Here is a 24,890-nt window from a genome sequence, read left to right on the forward strand (position 1 = left end):
GGCTCAGGGCCGGTCGGCCACCGTACGGATCAACGCCACCGCCCGGCGCAGCGTCTCCACGTCCACCGTGCCGCCGCGCCCACGCCGCGCGGCGGCCTCGTCGAGCATCGCCGGGGGCCCGCTCTCGGCCAGGTACGCCGGCAGCACCGCCCGGGCCGGGCCGGCCAGCGGCGACGTCGGGTCCACCGCCGACTCCGCGATGATCACCGTGCTGACCGCCCGGTCCAGCGCCGGCGGCCCGTCGGTGGCGTTGCGCCAGTCGATGACCACCGGGCCGTCGGCGGTCAGCACGACGTTCTCTGGGTGCAGGTCGAGGTGCAGCACCCGGTCGGCCGGGTCGGTGGAATGCCGGGCCGGCAGGGCGTGCAGCCGGCGGTGCAGCTCGGCCAGCAGGCCGGCGACCCACCGTGCGTCGCCGGCGCCGTTCATGAACGCCCTGGTCAGCGTCGGGCCGTTCAGGCGGGCCAGCTCCAGCTCGGGGCCCTCCGCCCGGAACACCTCGGGCACCGGATACCCCCGCTCCCGCAGGTACGCCATCACCTCGGCCTCCGGCCGTACGTCGCCGCCGGCCCGGTAGCGGCGCAGCGCCCGGTGCGCGTCCAGGGCGTACACGTCCGCCTCCCGCCCCGCGCCGAGCAGTGGCAGTCCCGTCACCGCACCCACCGTAGTGCCGCCGGCCATCCCGCGAGGCCCCGCCGAGGGGCGTGGGATCAGGTGAGCGTGGCGCGGGCCAGGTCGCCTACTCCCGCGCCGGCCCGGGCCGCCACGCGGCCGTCCGGCCGCCAGATCCCGGATCCGCCGGCCGTGGCCGGGTAGGCGACGCCGGAGGGCCCGGCGAAGCTGGCCACCGCGACCCAGACCCGGTGGTCGGCGGCGACCCGCCGGGCCCGCTCCTCGGGCACCGCCGCGTCGGCCGGGGCTTCCAGCACCCCGGCCAGGTACGCGTCCACGCCGAGCGCCGCCGTCCGGGCGGCGTGCTCCGGCACGCCGGTGTCCTTGCAGATCGCCAGGCCCAGCCGCCAGCCGTCGACCTCGAGCACCGCCGGCTCGTCCCCGGCGACGAACCGCCGGTCCTCCGTCCCGCCGAGGAAGATCTTCCGGTACGCCACCCGCGCGCCGTCGGTGTCGACCGCCAGCATCCCGAGGTACGCGGTCCGACCGTTTCCGGCCACCGGGGCGCCCGCCAGCGCTACCGTGCCAGTCTCCGCGCACGCGCGTACCAGTGGGGCCAGCCGCTCGTCGGTCGGGTCGAGGGTCGGCAGGTCGAGGTCGTACCCGGTCAGCGACAGCTCGGGGAAGAGCACCACCCGGGCGTCGGCGGCGCGTACCGCCGCGGCGTGCGCGGCCGCGTTGGCCGCCACGTCCCGCGGCACGCAGGCCGGTTGGCTCACCGCGACGGTCAGTGCCGCACGCACCATGACTCACCTCCGACCGCGGCGTCCGCACCGTGGTCGATGGCGATCTTGCCATCTACCGTTGTCGGATGACTTCAGGCTCCCTGGCGCTCAGCCACCGCTCCGTCGTCGCCACCGCTGAACCGGCCTCCGAGGGGCCGGTCGGGTACGTGACCGGTCTGGTGGAGCGGCTCGGCGGCCCCGGCGCGGGGCTCGCCGTGGCGCTGGAGAACCTCTTTCCACCGATCCCCAGCGAGGTGATCCTGCCGCTGGCCGGCTTCGCCGCCGCGCAGGGCCGGATCAGCCTGCTGAGCGCGATCCTGTGGACCACCCTCGGCTCCGTGCTCGGCGCCTGGGTGCTCTACGGCATCGGCGCGGCCCTGGGCCGGGACCGGATGCGCGCGCTCGCCGCCCGGCTGCCGCTGATCAAGCTGGACGACGTGGACCGCACCGAGGCGTGGTTCCTCCGGCACGGGGTGAAGGCGGTGTTCTTCGGCCGGATGATCCCCGTCTTCCGCAGCCTGATCTCCGTCCCGGCCGGCGTGGAACGGATGCGGATCGGCACCTTCCTGCTCTACACCACGCTGGGCAGCGCGGTGTGGAACACGGTCTTCGTGCTGGCCGGGTACCTGTTGGGCGCGAACTGGCACGTGGTCGAGGGGTACGTCGGCTCGTTCCAGAAGGTGGTGATCGTCGTCTGCGCGGCCGGCGCCGGCTGGTTCGTGGTCCGGCGGATCCGGCGCGACCGGCGGTCCGGAGCGACCGGCGAGCCGTCGTCCGCGGCCCACCGTGGCACCGCCGGCGAGCCGGCTCGGGCGTACCGGGGCACTGTCTACCGGGGCGGCACCTGGCCGGGCGACGCCGAGCGGAGCACCGGGCAGCCGCCCCGGCCGAGCACGGACTGATCCGTTCCGACGGTGGGCCCGTACCTCTGCGTGGGGACCGCGGAAGGGGCACACCATGGTGGGGTCGGATGGGGACCGACGGGACGATCCCGGGCAATCGAACGTCGGGCCGACCGACGACGCGCGCGCGGCGCGGGCGTCCTGGTTTCCCGGCGCTCGGCTGCTGGCCGCCGCCGCGGTGCTGGTGCTGGCCCTGGGTGCCGTCGCCGTGGTGGTGACGCTGGCCAACCCGGACCGGCTGGGGGTGGCCTTCTCCGGCGGCCGTGGTGGACCGCCGACCGTCTGGGTCGGCGGGGAGCCGGCCGGGGCCGGTGCCGCCGAGAACGCCGCCGAGCGGGCCGCCACCGCACCGGTGGGCGGCCGCCGACGGGCCACCTTCGAACTGGTCGACGGGGTGATCGTGCTGCGGCTGCGGGTGGCGGACCTGGGTGACGAGCTGTACCGGATCAGCAGCCCCGCCGGCGCCGCACTGGCGCCCCGGCCTGAGGTGGCCGGAGACCGGGTCCGGCTGCGGGTCGTGGGCAGCGACGGGACCGGCCCGGGCGTCGTCGACGTGGTGCTCAACTCGCGAGTCGGCTGGCGGCTGCGGCTGCTCGCCGGGGCGACCGAGCAGCACCTCGACCTGACCGGCGCCCGGCTCGCCGGGCTGGAACTGCTCGGCGGCGCCTCCCGGGTGGACCTGCGCCTGCCGGTGGTGACCGGCACCCTGACGGTGCGGATGAGCGGTGGCGCCGACCGGTTCGCCGTGCACGCCCCGGGCGGCCCGCCGGTGCGGGTCCGGGCCGCCATCGGCGCGGGCGTGGTCAGCGTCTACGGCGACCGCCGCGACGGGGTTCCCGCCGGCGCGCTGATCAGCTCACCGAACTGGGACCGCCGCGCCGACCGGGTGTACGTGGACCTGGTCGCCGGGGCGCGCACGGTCACCGTCACCGACGACTGACGGCCGAGGCCCGGGTGGGGCCGCCCGGGCGCGGCATAGAGTCGGGCCGTGGACCGTACCGAATCGTTGCCCGCGCAGACCCGACCACCCGGTGTGGCGGCGGTCGACCCCGGCAGCGTGCTGCTGCCCGGGCACGACGTGCCGCTGGGCCGCTACACCACCGTGCGCCGGCTGCTGCCGCAGCGCCGGCGGCGGATGGTCGGGGCGTGGTGCTTCGTCGACCACTTCGGCCCGGACGACGTGGCCGAGCGGCCCGGCATGGAGGTGCCGCCGCACCCGCACACCGGCCTGCAGACGGTCACCTGGCTGCTGGACGGCGAGATCGTGCACCGGGACAGCCTGGGCAACGTCCAGCCGATCCGCCCCGGTCAGCTGAACGTGATGACCTCCGGGCACGGCATCGCGCACTCCGAACGGTCGCCCGCCACGCACCCGCCGCTGATGCACGGCGTACAGCTGTGGGTGGCGCTGCCCGACCCGGCGCGGGCCGGCGCGGCCGGCTTCGCCCACCACGCGGACCTGCCCCAGTGGCGCGACGGCGACTGGGAGGTGACGCTGCTCGTGGGCGAGCTGGCCGGCGAGCGGTCGCCGGCCGTGGCGCACACCCCGTTGCTGGGCGCGCAGCTCACCGCCCGCGGGCCGGCGCCGGCCACTCTGTCGCTGCGGCCCGACTTCGAGTACGCCCTGCTGGCGATGTCCGGCGCGGCCGAGGCGGACGGGGTGGCGCTCGCCCCCGGCGCGCTGCTCTACCTCGGGCGCGGCCGGCAGCGGCTGACGGTGGGCGCCGACGCCGGCACCCGGCTGATGCTGCTGGGCGGGGCGCCGTTCGACGAGCCGCTGGTGATGTGGTGGAACTTCGTCGGCCGCTCGCACGAGGAGGTGGCGGCGGCCCGGGAGGACTGGATGGCCGGCCGGCGCTTCGGCCGGGTGGCCGACGACGCGGCGCCGCCGCTGCCCGCCCCGGAGATGCCGACCACCCGGCTCAAGGCCCGCGACCGGGGCGGGGACGTCCGCGGCTGACCGGGTGCGCTGCCCCACAGTTCGGCGAAAATCAGCCGTACGGAGGATGTCCTGTCGTATGGTGATCGTGGCAGCGATGCCCGCCCGGTTCGGGCGAACATCCACCTATCGGCGGTTCGCCGATGTCAGGTGCGCGTGGCGCCCCAGGTCGCGGTTCGTGACCCGGGGCGCCCGCCTGTTTCGGGGTGTACCGGGCAGTCAGTGGGCCAAACCGGCCAGCAGGTTCACCGTCGCCGCGATGATGATCGCCCCGAACAGGTACGACAGCAGCGCGTGCCGCAGCACCGCCCGGCGGATCGGGGCGCTGGTCAGGTCGGTGTCGGAGACCTGGAAGGTGGCGCCGACCGTGAACGCCAGGTAGGCGAAGTCCGCGTAGCAGGGCCGGGCCTCCTGGTGGAAGTCCACCCCGCCACCGTCGCCGTAGTAGAGCCGGGCGTACCGGGTGGTGAAGACGGTGTGCACCACCGACCAGGACAGCAGGACGCTCAGCGCGCCGAAGGCGGCGTACAGGTCCGCCGCCGACCCCGGCTTCCGGTCGTGCGCGGTGATCAGCACCACCGCGACGGCCAGCAGGCTGGCCAGGCAGGCGGCGAGCAGCAGGACGTCCCGGACGGCCCGGTTCGGGTCCTCGTGCTTGGCCAGCCGCGCGGTCCGGTCGGCGTCCGCCGGCCAGAGCGTGCGCCAGACCATCGCCAGCCAGACGGCCGCCGCCACGTCCCAGCCGCCCAGCGGGCCCAGACCGGGGGAGACCAGCCAGCCGACCAGGCCGCCGCCCAGCGCGCCGGCCGCGCCCAGCACGGCCAACTGCCCGGCGGCCGGAGTGTGCCCGGCCACCCGCCGCACCCCGCGGGTCAGATGCCGCGCAGGTGCTGCGAGACCCGCGGGTGCCGGTCCCGGGCCTGGGCGGCCCGGTGGGCCGGGCTCAGCTCGGGCGCGGCGTCGATGCCGGCCGAGCGGGCCACCTGGTTGCCGTTGGCGTAGTCGACCGGCGGAAGGGCCCGCAACGCCTTCAGCACGTCCGGCGGGGCGCCCTCCCGTTCCGCCTCGCGCACCACGTCGTCCTTGCCCGCCGGGAAGTCCAGGCTGGACAGGTACCGCAGGACGTCGGTGTAACTCGCCATGGCGTGGGCTCCCTCGCCGCCTCGATCCGGTCACGACCGGGCGCGGTTACCCGTCGTCGCGCCCGGCACGCCCGGTCGGCGGGAAAATCGGCGCCGTTTCCACGCCCGGCCGGCGGGTAACCGAGCCGTCCGACCCGGAGGGAGCACCGCGATGGACTACGACACCTTCCTCGACCAGGTCGCCCGGCGGGCTCGCACCGGGCCGAACCGGGCCGTGGAGCTGACCCGGGCGACCCTGGAGACCCTGGGCGAGCGGCTGACCGGGGGCGAGGTGCTGGACCTGGCCGTCCAGCTGCCGGCGCCGTTGCGGCTGGTGCTCAAGCCCAGCCCGAGCACCGAGGCGGCCGAGCGGTTCGGGGCCGCCGAGTTCGTGGCCCGGGTCGGCCAGCGGGCGGGCCTGGACGAGGCGTCGGCCCGCGAGGGCGTCCGGGCGGTCTTCGTGACCCTGCGCGAGGCGCTGCGCGGCGGCGAGTTCGACGACGTGGTGATCCAGCTGCCCCGGGACTACCGGGACGTGGTGGAGCCGGCGCTGATTCCCGGCACGGCCGCCCTGCGGCGCTGCTGACCGCCCACGCGGGGCCCGGTCAGCCGATCGTGCCGGCGGCGCGCAGCGCCGCGATCCGCTCGGTGGCCAGGCCCGCCTCGGCCAGCACCTCGTCGGTGTGCTCACCGGGGGTGGGTGGTGGCCGGCGGATCGCGGTGGGGGTCGCCGAGAACCGGGGCGCGGGTGCCGGCTGGGTCACCCCGTCGGGCGCGACGAAGGTGCCCCGGGCCACCAGGTGCGGATGCTCCGGCGCCTCCCGCCAGTCCAGCACCGGCGCCACGCAGGCGTCCGAGCCGGCCAGCAGCGCGGTCCACTCGTCCCGGGTGCGGGTGCGGAACAGCCGGGCCCAGGCGCGCCGCAGCACCGGCCAGTTCGCCGGGTCGGCGCGGTCGGGGGCCTCGTCGCCGGCCAGCGGAAAGCCGGTGAGCCGGACGAGTTCGGCGTAGAAGCGCGGCTCCAGGGCACCGACGGCCAGGTGCCGACCGTCCGCGCACTCGTACGTGTCGTAGAACGGCGCCCCGCCGTCGAGCAGGTTCACCCCGCGCGGGTCCTGCCACCTGCCGAGCCGGCGCAGCGCGTGGATCTGGGTGCTGAGCACCGACACACCGTCCACGATGGCCGCGTCGACCACCTGGCCGGGGGCGCCGGCGCGCACCGCGTAGAGGGCGGCGACGACGCCCAGCGCCAGCATCATGCCGCCACCACCGAAGTCACCGAGCAGGTTCATCGGGGGCACCGGGCGCTCGCCCGGCCGGCCGATGCCGTGCAGCGCGCCGGTCAGCGCCAGGTAGTCGATGTCGTGGCCGGCGGTCCGGGCGAGCGGGCCGTCCTGACCCCAGCCGGTCATCCGGCCGTACACCAGGCGGGGGTTGACCGCGTGGCAGTCGTCCGGGCCGAGGCCGAGCCGTTCGGTGACCCCCGGCCGGTACCCCTCGACCAGCGCGTCGGCGTCGCGGACCAGGGCCAGCACCACGTCCCGCCCGGCGCCCGACTTCAGGTCGACCGCCACCGAGCGTCGGTTGCGGTTCAGCAGGTCACCCGGGGGGCTGCCGAAGTCGGCCGGGGTGGTGCGATCCACCCGGATCACGTCGGCGCCGAGGTCGGCCAGCATCATCGCGGCGAACGGGGCCGGGCCGATGCCGGCCAGCTCCACCACCCGGACCCCGGCGAGCGGCCCGGCCGGGACGGCGGGGACGTCGGGGACGTCGGGGACCGTGGGGTCGGGCGGGCCGGCCGGGTCGGTCGGGGCGTCTTCGGTCACCCGGTCACGATAGGCCCGCGGCGACCACCCCGTCCCTCCCCGCCTCTTGCAAGATCACCGTACACAGCGGTTGACCAGGGCAACTTCGTGACCAGGGGCGGTCACGTCGGACTTGGCGGCGGGGGTGAGCCTGACCTAACCTGGGCGCACGAGGGGAGTACTTCCCACGAACCATTCCGGTCAGTACGGCGCGCCCCGGGCGCGCCTCGGGTGGTTGCCCACGCCAAACCGTGGGTGAAGGAGACCTCGAACATGGCACGGTGTTCGAGGAGGCTCCATGACCGGTACGTCGTATCTCGCTGCCGACCTTCAGTCGGTCGGCACCCCCACGCTCTGGGCGGTCACCATCGCCGGCGTGCTCGCCCTGCTGGTGCTCGACTTCCTGGTGACCCGCAAGCCGCACGAGGTGTCGATCAGGGAGGCGCTGGGCTGGTCGGCGTTCTACATCGCCCTGCCGCTGGCCTTCGGCGCCTGGGTCTGGTCCCGGTTCGGCTCTCAGCAGGGCGTCGAGTACCTGACCGGCTACCTGGTCGAGAAGTCGCTCTCGGTTGACAACCTGTTCGTCTTCATGCTGCTGCTGGCCGCCTTCGCGGTGCCGGCCGCGCTGGCCCAGCGGGTGCTGCTCTACGGCATCGCCGGCGCCCTGGTGCTGCGCGCCGTCTTCATCGCGCTCGGCGCCGCCGCCCTGCAGACCCTCGACTTCGCCTTCCTGATCTTCGCGATCATCCTGATCGCCACCGCGGTCAAGCTGCTGCGCGACGCCCTCACCGGGCACGGGCAGGAGGTCGACATCAACAAGATGCGGTCGGTGAAGCTGCTGCGCAAGGTCATGCCGGTGGTGGACGACTACCACGGCACCCGGATGACGATCAAGCAGGCCGGCCGCCGGGCGCTCACCCCGTTCGCGCTGGTCGTGGTGGCGGTGCTGGCCACCGACATCGTCTTCGCGGTCGACTCGGTGCCGGCCGTCTACGGCATCACCGAGGACCCGTACCTGGTCTTCGCCACCAACGCGTTCGCCCTGCTCGGCCTCCGGGCGCTCTACTTCGTGCTGCACGCCGCGCTGAGCCGCCTGGTGCACCTGAGCTACGGCCTGGCGATCATCCTGGCCTTCATCGGCGTGAAGCTCGGCCTGCACTGGGCGCACGGCATCTGGTCCGGCGTCCCGGAGATCCCCACCCTGGCCTCGCTCGGCGTGATCATCGGCGTACTGGTGATCGTCACCCTGACCAGCCTGCGGGCCACCCGCGGTGGCCGCCCGGGCGACCGCGAGGTGGTCTCCGAGCGGTCCTGAACCGTCGGTCGGCGGCGGCCACACTCCGGCCGCCGCCGACCGACCCCCACCCGAAGCGGTCCGTCCGAACGCTCCCGTCCGGCCCCGCCGGGTGGTACGACTGACGGGTGGGAATCGTCTCGCCGGGCTTTCAGGGCCGCCGCCGTACGACCGGACCGGACCTGCCCCCCGGGCAGTACCTGACCGAGGACTTCCCGGTGCTGTCCGCCGGGCCGACGCCGAGGGTGCCGCTGGACAGCTGGGAGTTCGTCATCAGCACCGAGACCGGCGCGGAGTTCCGCTGGTCGTGGGACGAGCTGATGAGCCTGCCGCAGGAGACCCCGACCGTCGACATCCACTGCGTGACCCGCTGGTCGAAGTTCGGCACCAGCTGGCAGGGCGTCTCGCTGGACGTGCTGCTCGCGGACATCGACACCGCCGCCGACTACGCGCAGGCCCACTCGTACGGCGGTTACACCACCAACCTGCCGCTGGACGACCTGCGCGACGGGCGGGCCTGGGTGGTGCACGGCTACGACGGCGAGCCGCTGCCCGCCGAGCACGGCGGGCCGGCCCGGCTGCTGGTGCCGCACCTGTACCTGTGGAAGTCGGCCAAGTGGGTGCGCGGCATCCGGCTGACCGTCGAGGACGAGCCGGGCTTCTGGGAGACGGCCGGCTACCACGACTACGGCGACCCGTGGCGCGAGCAGCGCTACCAGGGCGACTGATGGCCGCGCCGACGGCCGGCCGACGGGTGGGTGCCCCGCTGATGTGGCGGGAGGCCCGGCTGGTGGAGCGCCGGGTCGAGACGCCGACCGCGCAGACCCTGATCCTCGACGTGCCGGGCTGGCCGGGGCACCTGTCCGGGCAGCACCTCGACGTGCGGCTCACCGCCCCGGACGGTTACCAGGCGGCCCGGTCGTACTCGATCGCCGGGCCGGCCGAGGGCGAGCGGATCGCGCTGACCGTGCAGCGGGTGCCCGACGGCGAGGTGTCGCCCTACCTGACCGACGTGTACGCCGAGGGCGACCCGGTGGAGGTCCGCGGCCCGGTCGGCGGCTGGTTCGTCTGGCGGCCCGAGGAGACCGCGCCGGTGCTGCTGGTCGCCGGCGGTTCCGGGGTGGTGCCGCTGATGGCGATGGTCCGCGCCCGCCGTGCCGCCGGCAGCCGCACCCCGTTCCGGCTGATCTACTCGGTACGCACCCCGGCCGACGTCTTCTACGCCGACGAGCTGCGCGCCCGGGCCCGCGACGACATGGGCCTGGACGTGGCGTACGTGTACACCCGGGAGGCGCCGGAGGGCTGGCGCGGCGAGCCGCACCGGATCGGGGTGGCCGACGTCAACACCCACGGCTGGCCGCCGGACCTGGAGCCGCTCTGCTACGTCTGCGGGCCGACCGGCTTCGTGGAGACGGTGGCGGACGTGCTGGTGGGGCTGGGCCACCAGACCCGGCGGGTGCGGACCGAACGGTTCGGACCGACCGGCTGACCGGCGAGGAGAGCCGATGACCGACATGTCGTACGTGGACGGCAACATGCTGGACGGCCCGCTGCGCGAGCTGTTCGCCGTCGACCTGAGCAGCGCCACCGGGCGCTGCGAGTCGTGCGGGATGGTCGGCCCGATGGCCGGCCTGCACGTCTTCTCGCACGCCCCCGGGCTGGTCGGCCGCTGCCCGGCCTGCACCGAGGTGATGCTGCGGCTGGTCCGCGCGCCCGACCGGGCCTGGCTGGACCTGCGCGGCGCCACCTTCCTCCAGGTCCCGATGCCGGCCCAGTCCACCTTCGGCCGCCCGGCCTGACCCCGCCGGGGTCGGCTTACCGTCGCCTTAACCCGCTGTTGTGGTGGGGCCGGGCACGGTGGAGCCTCCCGGCCCGCGTGAGGGAGCCGGGTCCGGCCGGTGGGGCCGGCCGGCCGGCGTCACGGGGTCGCCGGGCGCGGTCCCACCGCAGCCGCGTTGGGCACGCTTCCCGCGGATGCCGTGGAGCGTTCAGCGCCCTCCGCGCAGGTAGGCGCGAAGTGACAGCGGGACGAAGATGACCAGCAGCGCGGCCGACCAGAGCAGGACGGCGGGCACCGGATGCGCGAGTGGCCAGGCCACGTTTCCCGGCGGGGCGCCCGGGTTGCCGAACAGCTCCCGTGCGGCGGCGGTGAGCGCGCTCACCGGGTTCCAGTCGGCCAGGAAGCGCAGCCAGTCCGGCATTCCGCCGGTCGGGACGAACGCGTTCGACAGCATCGTGAAGGGCAGGCCCAGCGGCACCATCGCGTCGGCGACCTGCTCGTTCCTCACCGCCAGGCCCACACAGACCCCCACCCAGCTCAACGCGTACCGCAGGACGATCATCAGCAGGAACGCCAGCGCCGTGGGGATCAGGCCGCGGTGCGGCTGCCAACCCACCAGCATGCCCGTACCCACCATGATGGCCAGCATCAGCAGGCCGATCAGCAGGTCGGCGCCGGTCTGCCCGAACGGCACCGCCAGTCGCGCCATCGGCATGGAGCGGAACCGGTCCATCACCCCGCGGGAGGCGTCGCCGGCGGTCCGTGTCATGACCCCCGACCAGGCGGAGAAGGTCACCATCGCGAACAGGCCGGGCATCAGGTATTCGCGGTAGTCGCCGCCGTCCGGCACCTGGATCGCGCTGCCGAAGACGTACCCGAACAGCACCACCATGATGACCGGGAAGACCAGCGCGGCGACGATCTGCCCGGGCTCCTGCCGCAGCCGTGCCAGCTCGCGGCCGATCAGGGTCAGCCCGTCGGCGATCGTCCAGCCCAAGCGACCCAGTGGCGAGGTGAGGGTGCTCATCGAACGGGCTCCCTGCGGTCGGTGAGGCGCAGGAACACCTCGTCGAGGGTGGGGCGGCGCAGGCTCACGTCGGCGGCTACGACTCCGGCACGGTCCAGTTCGCGGACGATGTCGGCGAGCCGGCGGCTGCCGCCCGGTAGGGCGATGCTGAGCCGGTCGACGGCGGTGGTCGTGGGCGCGGCGTCGGCCAGAGCGCTGAGGACCCTCGCTGCCGCATCCATCGTGGCGGGGTCGTCGAGGGTGACGTCGAGCCGGTCGCCGATCGTGGCCTTGAGCTCGTCCGGTGAACCCCTGGCGATCACCTGCCCGCGGTCGATGACGGCGATGCCGTCGGCCAGGTGGTCGGCCTCCTCCAGGTGCTGCGTGGTGAGCAGCACCGTGGTGCCGTCGGCCACCAGCTCGCGGATGCTGCCCCAGATCTCGCCGCGGCCCCGCGGGTCGAGGCCGGTGGAGGGCTCGTCCAGGAACAGCACGTCCGGGCGCAGGATGAGGCTGGTGATCAGGTCGAGGCGGCGGCGCATGCCCCCGGAGTAGCCGGCGACCGGTCGGTCGGCGGCGTCCAGCAGGCCGAAGCGGTCGAGCAGTTCGTCGGCCCGCCGGTGCGCCTCGCGACGGGACAGGTGGTAGAGACGCCCGAACATGCGCAGGTTGCCGCGGCCGGTGAGCTTCTCGTCCACGGCGGCGTACTGACCCGCGAGTCCGATCCGCTCGCGTACCTTGCCAGCCTGGCGAACGACGTCGTATCCGGCGACGCGGGCCTGCCCGGCATCGGGGTCCGACAGGGTCGCCAGGATCCGCACCGCCGTTGTCTTCCCCGCCCCGTTCGGCCCGAGCACGCCGCAGACCGACCCTCTCGGCACGCTCAGATCCAGCCCCCGTAGGGCATGGGTGTCACCGAAGGACTTGTGCAGCCCTTCGGCGACCACGATCGAATCTGCCATGATCACCTCACTGGGTACGTCGTACGCGGTGGTGGCGGCCAGAGTAGGGGACTGGGTACTGTGTACGCAACCAGGAGGGTGGGACGGTGGCCGACGCCAAGTACGTGAACATCTGGATGCGCCCCGAGCGTCCGGCCTACGGACCGAAGCCGGCCTACAGCCGGGCGCGGATCACCGAGGCGGCGATTCGGATCGCCGACGCCGAGGGGTTGCAGGCCGCCACCATGCGGCGGATCGCCGCCGAGATCGGCGCCGGCGCGATGTCCCTCTACCGATACGTCCCGAGCCGCGACGACCTGGTCGACCTCATGGCCGACCGGGTGACGGGCGAGGTCGACGTCACGGGCATGCCGTCGGACGACTGGCGCACCGACCTGACCCGCTACGCCGAAGGGCTCCGGGCCATGTGGCGCCGGCACCCCTGGATCGCGAGCGTGCAGCGGTCACTCCCCAGCTTCGGCCCCAACCAGCTGCTTCTGATCGAACGGCTGATGGGAGTGTTCGACCCCCACGTCCCCATCGACGAGAACCTCGGCCTTATCGCGCTGCTGAACAACTTCGTCGAGGGCGCCACCCGCGAGGAGATCAGCGCGGCCGAGGAATTCCGCCGCAGCGGGCTCACCGAGTCGGAGTGGATGGCGCGTCGCCATCCGTACGTCGACCGGCTGGTAAGGAGCGGGGACTACCCGATCTTCGCCAAGATCGTGCTGGAGGCACGCCAGCCCCACCTGAGCCGCGACGACCAGTTCCGGCACGGGCTCCAGCGCGTCCTCAGCTGCATCGCCGCCGCCCTCCTATCGAACGGCCGATTCTCCGAGGCACCCGAGGCTGACTCCCCAGCCATTGCGGAAAGTGGCGATTGAGCACCCCCAATGCGAGGAGCCGGTAAACCTGTCGATCCCAAGGGGCGTCCCGGCTACCGTCCGGCGGTGACCTACCAGCATCCCCTCGCGTTCCTGATCGGCCTGGAGGGCGTGGCCCTGCTGCGGGCCACGGCCGGCGACGACGGCCTGGACCGGGAGTTCGTCGAAGCGCGCCTGACGGAGGTGCGCCGGCTGCTCGACGAGGCGGCACCGGCTGTAGGCGAGGGCGTCGAGCGCGGCGCGGTCGGCACGATCGACGGCTACCGGGCCTGGGCGGCGACGTACGACCAGCCGGGCAACCCGCTGATCGAGGTGGAGCAGCCGGTGGTCCGGGCGATCCTGGACGGGTTGCCGCCGGGGCGGGCGCTCGACGCCGCCTGCGGGACCGGCCGGCACGCCGCCCACCTGATCGCCCGCGGGCACACCGTGGTCGGCGTGGACAGCTCGCCGGCGATGCTGGACCGGGCCCGGGTGAACGTGCCCGAGGCCGGGTTCGTCGTCGGTGACCTGCGCCGACTGCCGGTGCCCGACGGGGCCGTCGACCTGGTGGTCTGCGGTCTCGCCCTCGCCCACGTGGCGGAGCTGGCACCGGTGCTGGCGGAGTTCGCCCGGGTGCTGCGTCCGGGTGGCCACCTGGTCGTCTCCGACGTGCACCTGCTCGCGCTCTACCTGGGTGGGGTGGCGCAGGCGGTCGGGCCGGACGGTCGGGTCGGCCTGCTGCCGGCGTACCGGCGCTCGGCCGCCGATTACCTCACCGCAGCGCTGGCGGCCGGGCTGCGGGTGCGGGCCTGCGCCGAGCCGGGCTGGCCGACCAGTGAGTACGCCGGCGGCCCGGAGGCCCGGCGGTGGTGCCCGGAAGCCGCGGACGTCGCCTACACCGGCACCCCCGCCGCCATCGTCTGGCACTTCACCCTCGGACAGTGACGAGATCTTGGCGAGTTGTGGTTCGCGGTGAACCACAACTCGCCAAGATCCCAGCGAGAGCCGCCGTGCCGCCGTGCCGGCGTTGCCCGCCGTGCCGGCGTTGCCCGCCGGGAGGCGGCCGCCGGGCGGGACCGGGAGGCCGCGGGTCGGAGGGGCGTACTGGTCAGGCCGTGGCGAGGGCATCCAGGTCGGCGCGGCGGGGTGGGTCCGCGCCGGGGCGGGTGCAGGTGATCGCGGCGACCCGGGTGGCCCGGTCGAGCACCGCGCGCAGCCGCGCCTCGGTCAGCGCGCCGACCGCCGACGGGTCGGCCGCGCCGGCCTCGACCAGGGCGTCGAGCAGGCCCGCCGTGAAGGCGTCGCCGGCGCCGACGGTGTCCACCACCGGCACCCGGCGGGCCGGGTGGTCCAGCCGTACCCCGGCGGTGAGCGCGTACGAGCCTTCCGCGCCCCGGGTCACCACGACCAGGCGTACCCCCAGATCGCGCAGGGCCTGCGCGGCCTCGGCCACCGACGAGCCCGGGAAGAGCCAGGCCAGGTCCTCGTCGCTGGCCTTGACCAGGTGGGCGTGCCGGGCCAGGGCGAGCAGCCGGCGGCGGGCGCCCTCCGGGTCGGCGAGCACGGCCGGGCGGACGTTCGGGTCGAGGCTGATCAGCACCCCACCCGCGGCGTGTTCCCGGGCCAGCAGCTCGGCCACCCGGTCCGCCGCGGGCGGCAGCAGAGCCGCCAGCGAGCCGGTGTGCAGCACCCGGGTGCCGGCGGGCAGTCCGGCCAGTTCGTCCGCCGTCCAGTGCCAGTCGGCCGTGCCGTCCAGGTAGAAGTCGTAGCTGGCCGCCCCCGTGGCACCCAGCGACACCACCGCGAGGGTGGCCGGCCGGTCGTCGGTCACCGCCGCGGTCAGGTCCACCCCGTTGGCCTCGGCGTGCGCCCGCAGCCGGTGCCCGAAGGCGGTGCGGGAGAACCGGGCCAGCATCCGGGTGGGGCGGCCGAGTCGGGCCAGCCCCACCGCGACGTTCAGCGGGCTGCCGCCCGGGTGGGCGGCGAACAGGTCGCCGCTCCCGGACGGTGCGAGGTCGATCACGGCCTCGCCGAGCACGGTCAGCACCGCTCAGGCCCCCGCCGCGACGGCGTCCACCCGGGCCGCCTGCTGCTGGGTCGGCGCGGTCGGGCCGGCCTGCGCCGGGTCCGGCGCGACGTCCCGGCGACCGTGCACCGAGTACGGCGTGCCCGGCTCGGCGTCGCCGAGCAGCACCGTGCCGTCGGCGAGCACCCGGACCGGGATCGGGTCGCTCAGCTCGCCGACGAACCGGCCGTCCTCGTCGTGGTTGAGGAACGCCAGCAGCTGCCAGGCGCCGTCCGCGTCGCGGACCAGTCGTCCACTGTAGAGACTGTCGTCGGTTAGCTGCTGCGCCTTCGTCGCGTCGAACGGGCCGAGCAGCGAGTCGCCCGGCACCGCCCACACCCCGCAGGCGCGGGCGTCGCGGCACCGCTCGGCGAGCTGGTCGTGCAGGCAGGAGAAGATCAGGATCGGTCGGCCGTCGACGATCTCGACCTGCGGCACCTCCAGGTGACCGAAGCCGCTGCCGGGCGCGGTGACCGGTGGCTGCGCCTCCCAGTGCACCAGGTCGTGCGAGCGGGCGTGCGCGATCACGCCCCGGTCGTCGACCGGTCCCTCGTTGGCCCGGGCGGTGATCAGCATGTGCCAGCCGTCGCCGTCCGGGTCGGCGAACACCCACGGGTCCCGCCAGGCCTCGTCCTGCCAGGTCGAGTCGCCGAACCGCTCGTACCAGCGGCCGGCGGCGGTGAGCACCGGGGAGGTCGGGTGCCGCTCCCAGGTCATCAGGTCGGCGGAGGTGGCCAGGCCGATCCGCTGCACCAGGGCCCGTTCGGTGCTGCCCGCGCCGGTGTAGAACATGTACCACCGGCCGTCCGGGCCGGGCAGCACCGAGCCGGTCCAGGTGGCCACGTCGTCGAAGGCCGGCCGGTCGGCCGGCACCAGCGCGTCGGCGAGCTGGGTCCAGGTGCGCAGGTCGGTGGAGACGGCGTGGCCGACGCTGGCGCGGAAGTGCCGGCGGTCCGGGTCGCCCAGGGCGCGGGAGGCGCGCAGGAAGTACAGGTGGTGGGTGTCGCCCTCGCGGGCGAACCAGAAGTCCCAGATCCAGGCGTCGGGAAGTCGCAGCACGGTGGGTCCTTTCGGGCGCCGCCCGGGGGCGGCGGGGGCTCGGTCGCCGCACGCGGGTGCGGCGCGGCAGCCGTCGGTGGGGGAGACCGACGGGGTACGGGGAAGGTCAGGCGGGCGGCGCGGCGACGGAGTCGCGGCGGACCAGCGGGCAGGGCATGACGACCTGCCGGGCGGTGCGCCGGCGGGCCCCCTTGGGATGGTTGAGCAGCTCGACCATGGTGTCCACGGCCCAGACGCCCATCTCGTAGTGCGGCAGCGCCACGGTGGTCAGACCGGGGTGCAGCCCCTCGGCGATGAGCTCCTGGTTGTCGAAGCCGACCACCGACAGGTCGGCGGGGATCCGCAGGCCCAGTTCGGTGGCCGCCCGGTAGGCGCCCATCGCCATCCGGTCGTTGAAGCAGAACAGCGCGGTGGGTCGCTCCGGCCGGTCGAGCAGCTCCCGGGCCGCGCGGTAGCCGCCGTGGGTGTCGGACTCCTCGGCGAGCACCAGCTCGGGCCGGAACGGCACCCCGGCCTCCCGCAGCGCCTCCTGGTAACCCAGCAGCCGGCCGCGGGTGGCCGGGATGTCGTCGGTGTTGGTCACGAAGCCGATCCGCCGGTGGCCGGCGGTGAGCAGCTCGCGGACGGCCACCCGCCCGCCACCGGTCTCGTCCGGCACCACCGACGGCAGGCTGGCGTCGGGGCTGCTGGCGTCGAGCAGCACCACCGGCAGCGGGCGCAGCTCGTTCGGCACCCGCACCACCTGGTGGTACATCGTCGCGTAGAGCACGCCGTCCACCCGGTGCTGTGCGAGCGCCTGGATCTCCCGCCGCTCCACCTCCGGGTCGGCCCCGGTGGTGAGCAGCATGAGCACCCAGCCGCGCGCCGAGGCCGTCTCCTGCGCGCCGAGGATGATCCGCCCGGCGTGCGGGGTGGTGGCGATGACGTCGCTGAGCAGGCCCAGGGTGTGCGACCGTTGCAGCCGCAGCCCCCGGGCCAGCCCGTTCGCCGCGTAGCCGAGCTGGCGGGCCGCCGACTCGACGCGTTCGCGGGTCTCCGGGCTGACCCGGGTGCCGGACTTGTTGTTGAGCACGTGGGACACGGTGGTCACCGAGACACCCGCCGCCGCGGCCACGTCCCGGATGCTCACCCTGGGTCCCATCAGCTCATCACCGCACTGCTCGCCTCGGGCCGGCCGTCCGGAGTGGACGACCGACCAACGGTATCGGACCGGTCACTCGTCCCACAGGCCGTGCTCGGGCCAGCGGCGCGGCAGGCGCTCGTCGACCGGCGGCAGCTCGGGCAGCGGCTTGTGCGGGTGGTGCTGGTACCAGTACGCCACGGACGAGAAGTCGTTGCCCTGGTCGTTGGCGTGCCCGTGCTCGATGGTCACCCTGATCGACTTGGAGAAGCGCACCGGGTCCTCGATGTGGAACCGGTACATGCTCCACAGTCCGAAGTGCTCCTGCGGGCTGCTGGCCAGGCTGATGCCGTGATACGGCCCGGCGTACGCCCCGCTGGGGAAGCCCCAGGCGGCGTTGAAGTAGTCCTCGGTTCCGGTGCCGTGCAGCGACGGCGGCCACTGCTCACCGTCGATGAAGATCATGTCGTCGCCCTCGCCCGGCCAGGTGTACGGCTGGTTCGAGGCGTTGTGGTTGTCGATGCTCAGCACGCAGCCCACGTAGTGCCCGGCGCCGCCGTCGGTGTCCAGGATGACGTAGTTGTCGTCGCCGGTCAGGTTGACGCCCGGCAGGTCCCACGGGTTCGGCACCTCGCCCGGGGCGAGCCCGTTCGGCACCGGGGTGCACGGCTTCTCCTGCCGGTAGTACGCGTGGAAGTACGCCACGTCGTCCGGCTTCGCCTCGTCGGTCAGGTCGTAGTCGACGTAGTAGAAGAGGTTCTCGATCGGCTTGTCCGACTCGTTGCGGATGACGATCTTCGCGGACTTGCCGAACGGCATCGGGAAGTACGAGTTCATCGCGGCGGCGAACGGGCCCTTCGGGCCGCGACGCGGGCCGAACACCATGCTCAGCGGCAGCGACACGTAGTGCGTGCAGGTGGCGTGTCCGACGCCGAAGAAGTCGCCCAGCGGCGAGCGGACGCTCGGGTTCTCCTCGCCGTCCCAGTACATCTCGATGACCAGCTTGCGCAGGTACTTCTCCGAGTAGCAGCGGGTGGTCAGCCAGATGTGCTCGATGACGCCGGTGCCGGTGATGTCGGCCAGCACGTGGGTCTCGCCCGGCGGCACGACGGCGAAGTCGCGGTTGCCGCCGGTGCGGTCCCAGCTCGACTCGCGCTTGGAGCGGCCGGCCTTGACCCGGGTGAGGCCCGCCAGCGGGCTGGTGGGTCGCCAGAACGACATGGTGTTTCCTTTCAAGGGGGTTGTGCTGTCGGTGCGAGGGGGAGCGGACGGTCAGCCCTTGACCGCGCCGAGGCTGAGCCCGGCGACGATCCGCCGCTGCAGCAGCAGCGTCAGGACGACCGCGGGTACGGAGTAGAGCGTGGCCAGCGCCGTCATCGGGCCCCAGTCGAGGCCGAACTGGCTCTGGAAGTTGGCGATCGCGATCGGCGTGGTCTGGGCCCGGATCGAGGTGAGCAGCAGGGCGAAGAGGAACTCGTTCCAGGAGGCGAGGAAGGCGAAGATGGCGGTGACCGCGACCCCGCCGGAGACCACCGGCAGGATCACCCGCAGCAGCGCGGAGAACCGGCCGCAGCCGTCCACCAGGGCTGCCTCCTCGATCTCCCGCGGCACCCCCTCGAAGAAGCTGGCCAGCAGCCAGATCGACAGCGGCAGCGCCACCGTGGTCTGGGCCAGGGCCAGGCCGGTCGGGGTGTCGGTGAGCCCCACCGCGCCGAGGATGGTGACCAGCGGGATGCCGATCGCCACCGCGGGCGCCATCCGGACCAGCAGCGAGCCGGCCATCAGCACCCGACCGGTGCGGGTCCGGTAGCGGGTGATGCCCCACGCCGCCGGGATGGCCAGGGCCATCGACAGCAGCGTGGCGATCAGCGCGGTGGTGACGCTGTTGATGAACGACGCGGTGACCCCGGGCCGGTTCAGCGCGGTGACGTAGTTGTCCAGGCTGAACCGCTGCGGCAGCACGGTCGGCGGCACCGCGATGGCGTCCACGGCCGGCTTGAACGAGGTGAGCACCAGGTAGACGAAGGGGAAGCCGTACACCACCACGACCGCGACGGCGGCGACCCAGAGCAGCCCGGTCCGGATCCTGGCGGCGAGCAGGTGTGACATCAGGACTCCTTGCCCGGGCGCCAGATGGTCAGCACCGCGACCATCGCCACCGCCATCATCACGATCATGAACAGCGTGCTGGTGGCGGCGGCCGTGCCCGGGTCGTTGTAGCTGACCATCGTCTTGTAGATGGTCAGGCTCAACGTCTCGGAGGCGGACTGCGGGCCACCGTCGGTCTGGATGAGGATCACGTCGAACGCCCGGGCGGCGTCCACGCCCCGGATGATCAGCGCCACCGCGATCACCGGCCGCAGCAGCGGCAGGGTCACGCTGAACAGCAGCCGCAGACCACGGGCGCCGTCGAGGCGGGCCGCCTCGTACAGGTCCGGTGGGATGGCCTGCAGCCCGGCGTAGAGCACCAGGGTCATGAACGAGGTGGTCAGCCAGATGTCCGGCAGCGCCACCGAGAAGAGCACCAGGTCCGGGTCGCTGAGCCAGGAGACGTCACCCGGGTTGTCCAGGATGCCGACCCGGGTGAGCAGCTCGTTGACGATGCCGACGTTGTCGATCATCAGGAACCGCCAGAGCAGGCCGGCGACCACCGGCGCGATCATCAGCGGATAGAGGAACAGCGTCTGCAGGATCCGGGCCTTCGGGCCGAGCCGGTGGAACAGCAGCGCCACCGCCAGGCCGAGCACCAGCTCAGCCGTCACCACGATGACCGTGTACGCCAGGGTCCGCCCCGCCGCCGCCCGGATGCCCGGGTCGGTCAGCGCGGTGAGGTAGTTGTCCAGCCCGGTGAAGCTGCGCCCGTCACCCAGGCCGGAGCCGGTGTAGAGGCTGTCCACGGCCAGCTTGACCAGCGGCCAGCCGACCAGCGCGAGCAGCACCACCGCGGCCGGCGCGGCGAGCAGGGTGGCGTACCCGGCGTCCGACAGCCCGCGCCGGGCGCGGGACCCGCGCCGACCGGCCGGGACCGGCGTACGCGGGTCGGTCCGCGGCGGTGCTGCCTGCGCTGTCGAACTCATTTGATGATGCCCTCGATCTGGGTGCGGGCGGCCTTGAGCAGGGCGGCGTAGTCGGCGCCCGGGGTGAGCGCCTTCTGGATGGTGGGTACCAGGACGCTGTCCACGATCCGCTGCCAGTGCGGGCTGGCCGGGCGCGGCTTGGTGGCGCTGGCGTTCAGCGTGGCCAGCAGCGGGGCGAACGACTCGAAGCCGGGCTTCTCGGCGAACGACTGGTACGCCGACTTGCGGGCGGCCAGGCCGAGCGTGGTCTCGATGCTCAGCGCGTTGTTGTCGTACGCCGCCTTGATGAACTGCTTGGCCAGGTCGGCCTTGCCGCCGCCGGAGGGGATCGACAGGTACCACGGGCCGGGGATGCCGGCGACGCCGGCGGTGCCGCCGACCATCGGCGCGGCCCCGACCTTGCCGGCGACCTTCGCGTCGGCCGGGATCTGCCGGTACGCGTGCGCCCAGAACCGGGTCATCGCGGTCTGGCCCTGGTTGAACAGGTTCTGCGCGGCGCTCCAGTCGGTCTGCGCGGCGCCCGCCGGGGCGACCTTGTGCTTGTTGTTGAGGTCGGCGTAGAAGGTCAGCGCGGCCAGGTGCTGGGCGTTGTCGACGATCACCTTGCCGCTGTCGTCGAGGACCACGCCGGGGGAGCCGGCCTGCAGCACGTGCGCCAGCCACTCGGTCTCCACCGCGCCCTTGACGTCGGTGCCGTAGAGCTTCTGGTCGGGCCGGGTGAAGAAGGTGGCGATGTCGGTGAACTGCTGCCAGGTGGTGGGCGGGGCGAGCGGGTAGCCGTACTTCTTCTGGAAGGCGGCCTTCTCCTTGGCGTCCTCGAAGAGGTCCTTGCGGTAGAAGAGGATCTCGCTGTTGGTCCAGACCGGCATGCCGATGAACTTGCCGCCGTTCTGGGCCTCCTGGACCAGCGCGGGGAAGAGGTCGTTCTTGACGTCGGCGGTGAACAGGTCGTCCAGCCCGGCCAGCTTGCCGGCGAACAGCGGGATCCACACCGCGTCGACCGCGCAGACGTCGAAGGAGGCCTTGCCGCTGGACAGCTCGCTGGTCAGCCGGTTGAACAGCCCCTCGTAGGGCAGCTCGACCAGGTTGACGGTGGTGGCGGTGTCCTGCTTGAACTTGTCCGCGACCGGCTGCAGCTCGATCTTGCCGCCGCCCTCGCAGGCCACGGTCAGGGTCTTGTCGCCGCCGGAGTCACCGGCGCCGCCGCCGCTGTCGCCGCCCGCGCCGCAGGCCGCGGTGCCGAGCAGCGCCGCCGCGCCGGCGCCGGCGGTCAGGCCGAGGAAGCCGCGGCGGTGCCAGCGGCCGGTTGTCGATCCGAAGCCCTCAGAGGCCATGGTTGTGCTCCGTTTCAGGGGTGGCCGGGGCGCGTGGGGGCGCGCGCCGGAGCGCATGGTGGAGTGGGTGAGGCCTTGTGCCAAAACCTTTTGGCAAAAGCTTTTGGCAGAGCGTAAGAGCGCCTTCCGTGGCGGTCAAGTGTCAGTCCGGTAAATTCCCGCCGCCCCGACCGCGGCCCTCGCCCGCCCTCGCCCGCCCTCGCCCGCCCTCGCCGATCTAGGGATAGATGTCGTGGTTGGAGATCAACTCACCGCCACTCGCCCTAGATCGGCGCGGACGGGGGTGGGGCGGGGCGGCCGGGTCAGGTGGAGTGGCGGGGGATCAGGGGGCAGGGGAGGGGGGTGACGCCGGGCGGGAGGGGGGTGGCGCCGACCAGGTGGTCCACCGCGCGGCGGCCCATCTCGCGGTACGGCAGGGCGACGGTGGTCAGCGCCGGGCGCAGGTGCGCGGCGATCTCCTCGCGGTTGTCGAAGCCGACCACCGCGACGTCCCCCGGGATCCGCAGCCCCCGCTCGCGCAGCAGGTCGTACGCGCCCATCGCCATCCAGTCGTTGGCGCAGAACAGCGCGGTCGGCGGGTCGGCCAGGTCGAGCAGCGCGGCGGCGCCGGCGTGGCCGGACTCCTGCCACCAGTCGCCGGTACGCACCAACCGGTCGTCGATCGCGAGCCCGACCGCGGTGTGCGCGTCCCGCCAGCCGGCCAGCCGCCCGGCCGAGGCCGGGTAGTGGGCCGGGCCGTTGACCAGCCCGATCCGGGTGTGGCCGGCGGCCAGCAGGGTGTCGGTGGCGAGCCGGCCGCCCTGCCGCTCGTCGGGCACCACCGCGGGCAGCCGCCGCTCGGTGTCGACGCAGTCGACCAGGACGGTCGGCGGCAGGTCGGCGAGGTCACCGGCCAGGGTCACCTCGCGGTGGTGGTCGGTGGCGATCAGCAGGCCCTCGACCTGCCAGCGGGTCATCGTGGCTGCGGTGTCGAGCAGTGAACCCGGGCCGCTGTCGGTGTCCACGATGAGCAGGGTGCGCCCGTGCCGGGCCGCGGTCTCCTGGGCGCCGGCGATGATGCCCACCGCGTACGGCGTGGTGGCGATCGCGTCGGTGACCAGCCCGAGCACCCCGCTGCGCCGGGAGCGCAGCCCCCGGGCCAGCTCGTTCGGGCGGAAGCCGAGCTGCTCGACCGCCGCCCAGACCTTCGCCCGGGTTGCCTCGGGGATGGCCACCCCGGCGACCTCGTTGACCACGAACGACACCGTCGTACGGGAGACGCCGGCCAGCCGGGCCACGTCCTGCTGGGACGGTCGGGCGGGGTGTGGGCCGGTCACCGGCCGAGCCTATCGGTAGCGGTCAGTGTCTTGACAGGACTCGGCGAGGGCGAGTACTAACACGTGTTAACGCCGCGTTGCCCGGTTGTTTCGCTCTCCCCGCTCGTTCCGGCCACCGTGCCGGCGCCACCTGACCCCCGGAGAGTTCCATGACTGACCGCCACCTGCCCCGCCGTACCCTGCTGCGGGCCCTCGCCCTCGGCGCCGTCGCCGCTCCGGCGGCCCTCGCCGCCCCCGCCACCGCCGCGCCGTCCACCACCGCGACCCCCGATCGGTCCGACCGCCCGACCCCGGCCACGCGGGCCGCCGTGCCGGCGCGGCCCACCCACGCCCACCTCATCGGCGTGCTCTGACCCGCACGCCCCGCCCCGCGGGCCGCCACGGGTAGATCTCGGCGACCTGTGGTTCGCAGCTGACAGTTCGCAGCTGACCACAACTCGCCAAGATCGCTCGTTTCGCATCCCCGCTGACCGCGTGCCACACCAGGGCGGCCCGTTTCGGGTCGCCGAGTCATCCCGCACCCCGCGTAACCGCACCCCGCCTGCCGGCGCTTCCGTCGCCGGTGGGCGACGGCCACCGGTACGTCCGATCCGCGCCGGCGGCCGGTGGAGTGCGCCCCGTCCCGTCCCCGAGCCAAGGGAAGTCCCATGTCGACCGTGTACGACGTGACCACCTGGACCGTGCCCGGCAACCCCGCCGTCACCTGTTACACCGACGTCGGTGCCGTGATCAACAGCATCATCGCCGACGTCAAGGCCAGCCAGCCGAGCCAGGGCAGCAAGCCCGGCGCGGTGATCTACCTGCCGCCCGGCGACTATCCACTGAAGACCCGGGTCACCGTGGACGTCAGCTACCTGACGATCAAGGGCTCCGGGCACGGCTTCACCTCCTCCAGCATCCGCTACAACTCCGGCGACACCTCGTCGTGGTGGGAGATCTGGCCCGGCGGCAGCCGGATCCGGGTGCAGAACACCGACGGGCAGGCCGAGGCGTTCCGGGTGGCCCGCGCCGGCAACCCCCGGCTCAGCTCGGTGGTCTTCGAGAACTTCTGCCTCGACGGGGTCAGCTTCACCCCGAACCAGAACTCGTACCGCAACGGCCGGGTGGGCATCCTGGTCGACACCGCCAACGACGCCTTCCGGATCGAGCGGATGGGCTTCGTCTACCTGGAGCGCGCCCTGGTCGTCCGGGACGCCGACGCGCTGAGCGTCAGCGACAACTTCATCGCCGAGTGCGGCAACTGCGTCGAGCTGATCGGCAGCGGTCAGGCCTCCAAGGTCACCGACAACCTGATCGGCGCCGGCTATGTCGGCTACTCGCTCTTCGCCGAGGGGCACGAGGGGCTGCTGGTCACCGCGAACAACATCTTCCCCCGGGGCAAGAGCGCCATCCAGTTCAAGAACACCAACCGCTCGTCGATCAGCGCGAACCGGCTGCACGGCTTCTACCCCGGCATGATCACCTTCGAGGGGCTGAACAAGGAGAACCTGATCAGCGGCAACCACCTGCGCCGGGAGGCGGAGCCCTGGGGGCCGATGCAGCCGTACGGCAACGGCCGCGACGACCTGTTCGGCGTGATCCAGCTGCGCGGCGACAACAACCTGGTCACCGGGAACCTGATCGCCTGGTACGTCGACCCGGCGAAGATCGCCCCGGCCGGCGCGACCCCGACGATGATCCTGGTCGCCTCCGGCGCCGGCAACGTGATCGCCACCAACCACGTGGTGGCCAACGTGGCGGTGAAGACGGTCGTGCTCGACGCCACCAGCACCGGAACCCGGGTGCTGGACAGCGGCACCGCCGCCCAGTTCCAGGCGTACACCGGCAGCTACGCCTTCCGGGCCACGCCGTGACCCGGCGGCGCGACGGTT

The 24,890-nt window shown here is 73.6% G+C and carries 27 protein-coding genes; 12 read left to right on the forward strand and 15 right to left on the reverse strand.

The features are described from left to right. Nucleotides 1–3: 3 nt before the first annotated feature. Together ACFY3U_RS12285 and ACFY3U_RS12290 are read right to left on the reverse strand one after the other, a co-directional pair. Nucleotides 4–654 carry a phosphotransferase gene (locus tag ACFY3U_RS12285; protein ID WP_387199276.1) on the reverse strand — a complete coding sequence of 217 codons (651 nt, stop codon included), beginning with the start codon at nucleotides 652–654 and terminating at the stop codon, nucleotides 4–6. A 56-nt stretch (nucleotides 655–710) separates the two neighbouring features. Then, nucleotides 711–1,415 (reverse strand): carbon-nitrogen hydrolase family protein, encoded by a 705-nt coding sequence (locus ACFY3U_RS12290; RefSeq protein ID WP_387199925.1) that lies wholly within the window; start codon nucleotides 1,413–1,415, stop codon nucleotides 711–713. 68 nt (nucleotides 1,416–1,483) lie between these two features. On the opposite strand from ACFY3U_RS12290, the gene ACFY3U_RS12295 reads away from it, so the two are divergent. From ACFY3U_RS12295 to ACFY3U_RS12305, 3 genes are read left to right on the forward strand one after another with little or no spacing between them, the layout of a single operon-like run. Then, entirely contained in the window at nucleotides 1,484–2,299 is an 816-nt protein-coding gene (locus tag ACFY3U_RS12295) for a DedA family protein (RefSeq protein WP_387199279.1), read from the forward strand. A 55-nt stretch (nucleotides 2,300–2,354) separates the two neighbouring features. Beyond that, complete coding sequence (locus ACFY3U_RS12300) at nucleotides 2,355–3,239, forward strand: hypothetical protein (RefSeq protein ID WP_387199282.1); 885 nt, start codon at nucleotides 2,355–2,357, stop codon at nucleotides 3,237–3,239. A gap of 48 nt (nucleotides 3,240–3,287) precedes the next feature. Further along, on the forward strand, nucleotides 3,288–4,259 hold the full coding sequence (locus ACFY3U_RS12305) for a pirin family protein (protein ID WP_387199284.1): 972 nt from the start codon (nucleotides 3,288–3,290) through the stop codon (nucleotides 4,257–4,259). A 198-nt stretch (nucleotides 4,260–4,457) separates the two neighbouring features. Here ACFY3U_RS12305 and ACFY3U_RS12310 read toward each other — a convergent pair whose 3' ends face one another. Both ACFY3U_RS12310 and ACFY3U_RS12315 read right to left on the reverse strand, forming a co-directional pair. Beyond that, nucleotides 4,458–5,093, reverse strand: coding sequence for a DUF1345 domain-containing protein (locus tag ACFY3U_RS12310; RefSeq protein WP_387199287.1), 636 nt, complete (start codon nucleotides 5,091–5,093; stop codon nucleotides 4,458–4,460). Between the two features lie 17 nt (nucleotides 5,094–5,110). After that, nucleotides 5,111–5,380, reverse strand: a complete 270-nt coding sequence (locus tag ACFY3U_RS12315; RefSeq protein WP_387199289.1) for a DUF2795 domain-containing protein — start codon at nucleotides 5,378–5,380, stop codon at nucleotides 5,111–5,113. Between the two features lie 151 nt (nucleotides 5,381–5,531). Between ACFY3U_RS12315 and ACFY3U_RS12320 the strand changes: the two genes are divergently transcribed. After that, nucleotides 5,532–5,945 carry a DUF2267 domain-containing protein gene (locus ACFY3U_RS12320; RefSeq protein ID WP_387199292.1) on the forward strand — a complete coding sequence of 138 codons (414 nt, stop codon included), beginning with the start codon at nucleotides 5,532–5,534 and terminating at the stop codon, nucleotides 5,943–5,945. 19 nt (nucleotides 5,946–5,964) lie between these two features. On the opposite strand, the gene ACFY3U_RS12325 is transcribed toward ACFY3U_RS12320, so the two are convergent. Then, entirely contained in the window at nucleotides 5,965–7,185 is a 1,221-nt protein-coding gene (locus ACFY3U_RS12325; RefSeq protein ID WP_387199295.1) for a CaiB/BaiF CoA transferase family protein, read from the reverse strand. A 277-nt stretch (nucleotides 7,186–7,462) separates the two neighbouring features. Here ACFY3U_RS12325 and ACFY3U_RS12330 point away from each other — a divergent pair, with 277 nt between their 5' ends. The 4 genes from ACFY3U_RS12330 to ACFY3U_RS12345 all read left to right on the forward strand — a co-directional run bounded on the left by ACFY3U_RS12330 (nucleotide 7,463) and on the right by ACFY3U_RS12345 (nucleotide 10,257). Continuing rightward, nucleotides 7,463–8,479 (forward strand): TerC/Alx family metal homeostasis membrane protein, encoded by a 1,017-nt coding sequence (locus tag ACFY3U_RS12330; RefSeq protein ID WP_387199298.1) that lies wholly within the window; start codon nucleotides 7,463–7,465, stop codon nucleotides 8,477–8,479. Between the two features lie 107 nt (nucleotides 8,480–8,586). Further along, a complete protein-coding gene (locus ACFY3U_RS12335; RefSeq protein WP_387199301.1) occupies nucleotides 8,587–9,186 on the forward strand; it encodes a sulfite oxidase-like oxidoreductase in 600 nt (199 codons plus the stop codon). Next, the gene (locus tag ACFY3U_RS12340) at nucleotides 9,186–9,947 is read left to right on the forward strand and encodes a ferredoxin reductase (protein WP_387199303.1); all 762 of its coding nucleotides are present in this window, start codon (nucleotides 9,186–9,188) and stop codon (nucleotides 9,945–9,947) included. Before ACFY3U_RS12335 ends, ACFY3U_RS12340 begins: the two co-directional genes overlap by 1 nt. Nucleotides 9,948–9,963: 16 nt before the next feature. Further along, nucleotides 9,964–10,257, forward strand: a complete 294-nt coding sequence (locus ACFY3U_RS12345) for a DUF6510 family protein (protein ID WP_387199305.1) — start codon at nucleotides 9,964–9,966, stop codon at nucleotides 10,255–10,257. Between the two features lie 189 nt (nucleotides 10,258–10,446). On the opposite strand, the gene ACFY3U_RS12350 is transcribed toward ACFY3U_RS12345, so the two are convergent. Both ACFY3U_RS12350 and ACFY3U_RS12355 read right to left on the reverse strand, forming a co-directional pair. Beyond that, a complete protein-coding gene (locus ACFY3U_RS12350) occupies nucleotides 10,447–11,265 on the reverse strand; it encodes an ABC transporter permease (RefSeq protein ID WP_387199308.1) in 819 nt (272 codons plus the stop codon). Further along, nucleotides 11,262–12,206 carry an ATP-binding cassette domain-containing protein gene (locus ACFY3U_RS12355; protein WP_387199312.1) on the reverse strand — a complete coding sequence of 315 codons (945 nt, stop codon included), beginning with the start codon at nucleotides 12,204–12,206 and terminating at the stop codon, nucleotides 11,262–11,264. Before ACFY3U_RS12355 ends, ACFY3U_RS12350 begins: the two co-directional genes overlap by 4 nt. Nucleotides 12,207–12,292: 86 nt before the next feature. Here ACFY3U_RS12355 and ACFY3U_RS12360 point away from each other — a divergent pair, with 86 nt between their 5' ends. Both ACFY3U_RS12360 and ACFY3U_RS12365 read left to right on the forward strand, forming a co-directional pair. Then, complete coding sequence (locus ACFY3U_RS12360; protein WP_387199315.1) at nucleotides 12,293–13,069, forward strand: TetR/AcrR family transcriptional regulator; 777 nt, start codon at nucleotides 12,293–12,295, stop codon at nucleotides 13,067–13,069. Nucleotides 13,070–13,135: 66 nt separating this feature from the next. Continuing rightward, nucleotides 13,136–13,993 (forward strand): class I SAM-dependent methyltransferase, encoded by an 858-nt coding sequence (locus ACFY3U_RS12365; protein WP_387199318.1) that lies wholly within the window; start codon nucleotides 13,136–13,138, stop codon nucleotides 13,991–13,993. 163 nt (nucleotides 13,994–14,156) lie between these two features. Here the strand turns inward: ACFY3U_RS12365 and ACFY3U_RS12370 are convergent, their stop codons facing one another. The 8 genes from ACFY3U_RS12370 to ACFY3U_RS12405 form a co-directional block, all read right to left on the reverse strand. Beyond that, a complete protein-coding gene (locus ACFY3U_RS12370; protein ID WP_387199321.1) occupies nucleotides 14,157–15,095 on the reverse strand; it encodes a carbohydrate kinase in 939 nt (312 codons plus the stop codon). 3 nt (nucleotides 15,096–15,098) lie between these two features. Then, nucleotides 15,099–16,172: a glycosyl hydrolase family 32 gene (locus ACFY3U_RS12375; protein ID WP_387199324.1), complete on the reverse strand. Its 1,074-nt coding sequence runs from the start codon at nucleotides 16,170–16,172 to the stop codon at nucleotides 15,099–15,101. Nucleotides 16,173–16,278: 106 nt separating this feature from the next. Beyond that, nucleotides 16,279–17,313 carry a LacI family DNA-binding transcriptional regulator gene (locus ACFY3U_RS12380; RefSeq protein ID WP_387199326.1) on the reverse strand — a complete coding sequence of 345 codons (1,035 nt, stop codon included), beginning with the start codon at nucleotides 17,311–17,313 and terminating at the stop codon, nucleotides 16,279–16,281. Nucleotides 17,314–17,385: 72 nt separating this feature from the next. Next, entirely contained in the window at nucleotides 17,386–18,513 is a 1,128-nt protein-coding gene (locus ACFY3U_RS12385) for a glycoside hydrolase family 172 protein (protein ID WP_387199329.1), read from the reverse strand. A gap of 51 nt (nucleotides 18,514–18,564) precedes the next feature. After that, entirely contained in the window at nucleotides 18,565–19,401 is an 837-nt protein-coding gene (locus ACFY3U_RS12390) for a carbohydrate ABC transporter permease (RefSeq protein ID WP_387199332.1), read from the reverse strand. Continuing rightward, a complete protein-coding gene (locus ACFY3U_RS12395) occupies nucleotides 19,401–20,369 on the reverse strand; it encodes a carbohydrate ABC transporter permease (RefSeq protein WP_387199335.1) in 969 nt (322 codons plus the stop codon). Before ACFY3U_RS12395 ends, ACFY3U_RS12390 begins: the two co-directional genes overlap by 1 nt. Further along, complete coding sequence (locus tag ACFY3U_RS12400) at nucleotides 20,366–21,703, reverse strand: ABC transporter substrate-binding protein (RefSeq protein WP_387199338.1); 1,338 nt, start codon at nucleotides 21,701–21,703, stop codon at nucleotides 20,366–20,368. The genes ACFY3U_RS12395 and ACFY3U_RS12400 overlap by 4 nt, the downstream gene beginning before the upstream one ends. A 302-nt stretch (nucleotides 21,704–22,005) precedes the next feature. Further along, nucleotides 22,006–23,019: a LacI family DNA-binding transcriptional regulator gene (locus ACFY3U_RS12405; RefSeq protein ID WP_387199341.1), complete on the reverse strand. Its 1,014-nt coding sequence runs from the start codon at nucleotides 23,017–23,019 to the stop codon at nucleotides 22,006–22,008. Between the two features lie 149 nt (nucleotides 23,020–23,168). Between ACFY3U_RS12405 and ACFY3U_RS12410 the strand changes: the two genes are divergently transcribed. Together ACFY3U_RS12410 and ACFY3U_RS12415 are read left to right on the forward strand one after the other, a co-directional pair. Continuing rightward, nucleotides 23,169–23,372, forward strand: a complete 204-nt coding sequence (locus ACFY3U_RS12410; protein ID WP_387199344.1) for a hypothetical protein — start codon at nucleotides 23,169–23,171, stop codon at nucleotides 23,370–23,372. A gap of 294 nt (nucleotides 23,373–23,666) precedes the next feature. Next, the gene (locus ACFY3U_RS12415) at nucleotides 23,667–24,872 is read left to right on the forward strand and encodes a NosD domain-containing protein (RefSeq protein ID WP_387199347.1); all 1,206 of its coding nucleotides are present in this window, start codon (nucleotides 23,667–23,669) and stop codon (nucleotides 24,870–24,872) included. Nucleotides 24,873–24,890: the final 18 nt, after the last annotated feature.

This window comes from Micromonospora sp. NPDC000089 (assembly GCF_042899365.1).
GTDB lineage: Bacteria > Actinomycetota > Actinomycetes > Mycobacteriales > Micromonosporaceae > Micromonospora.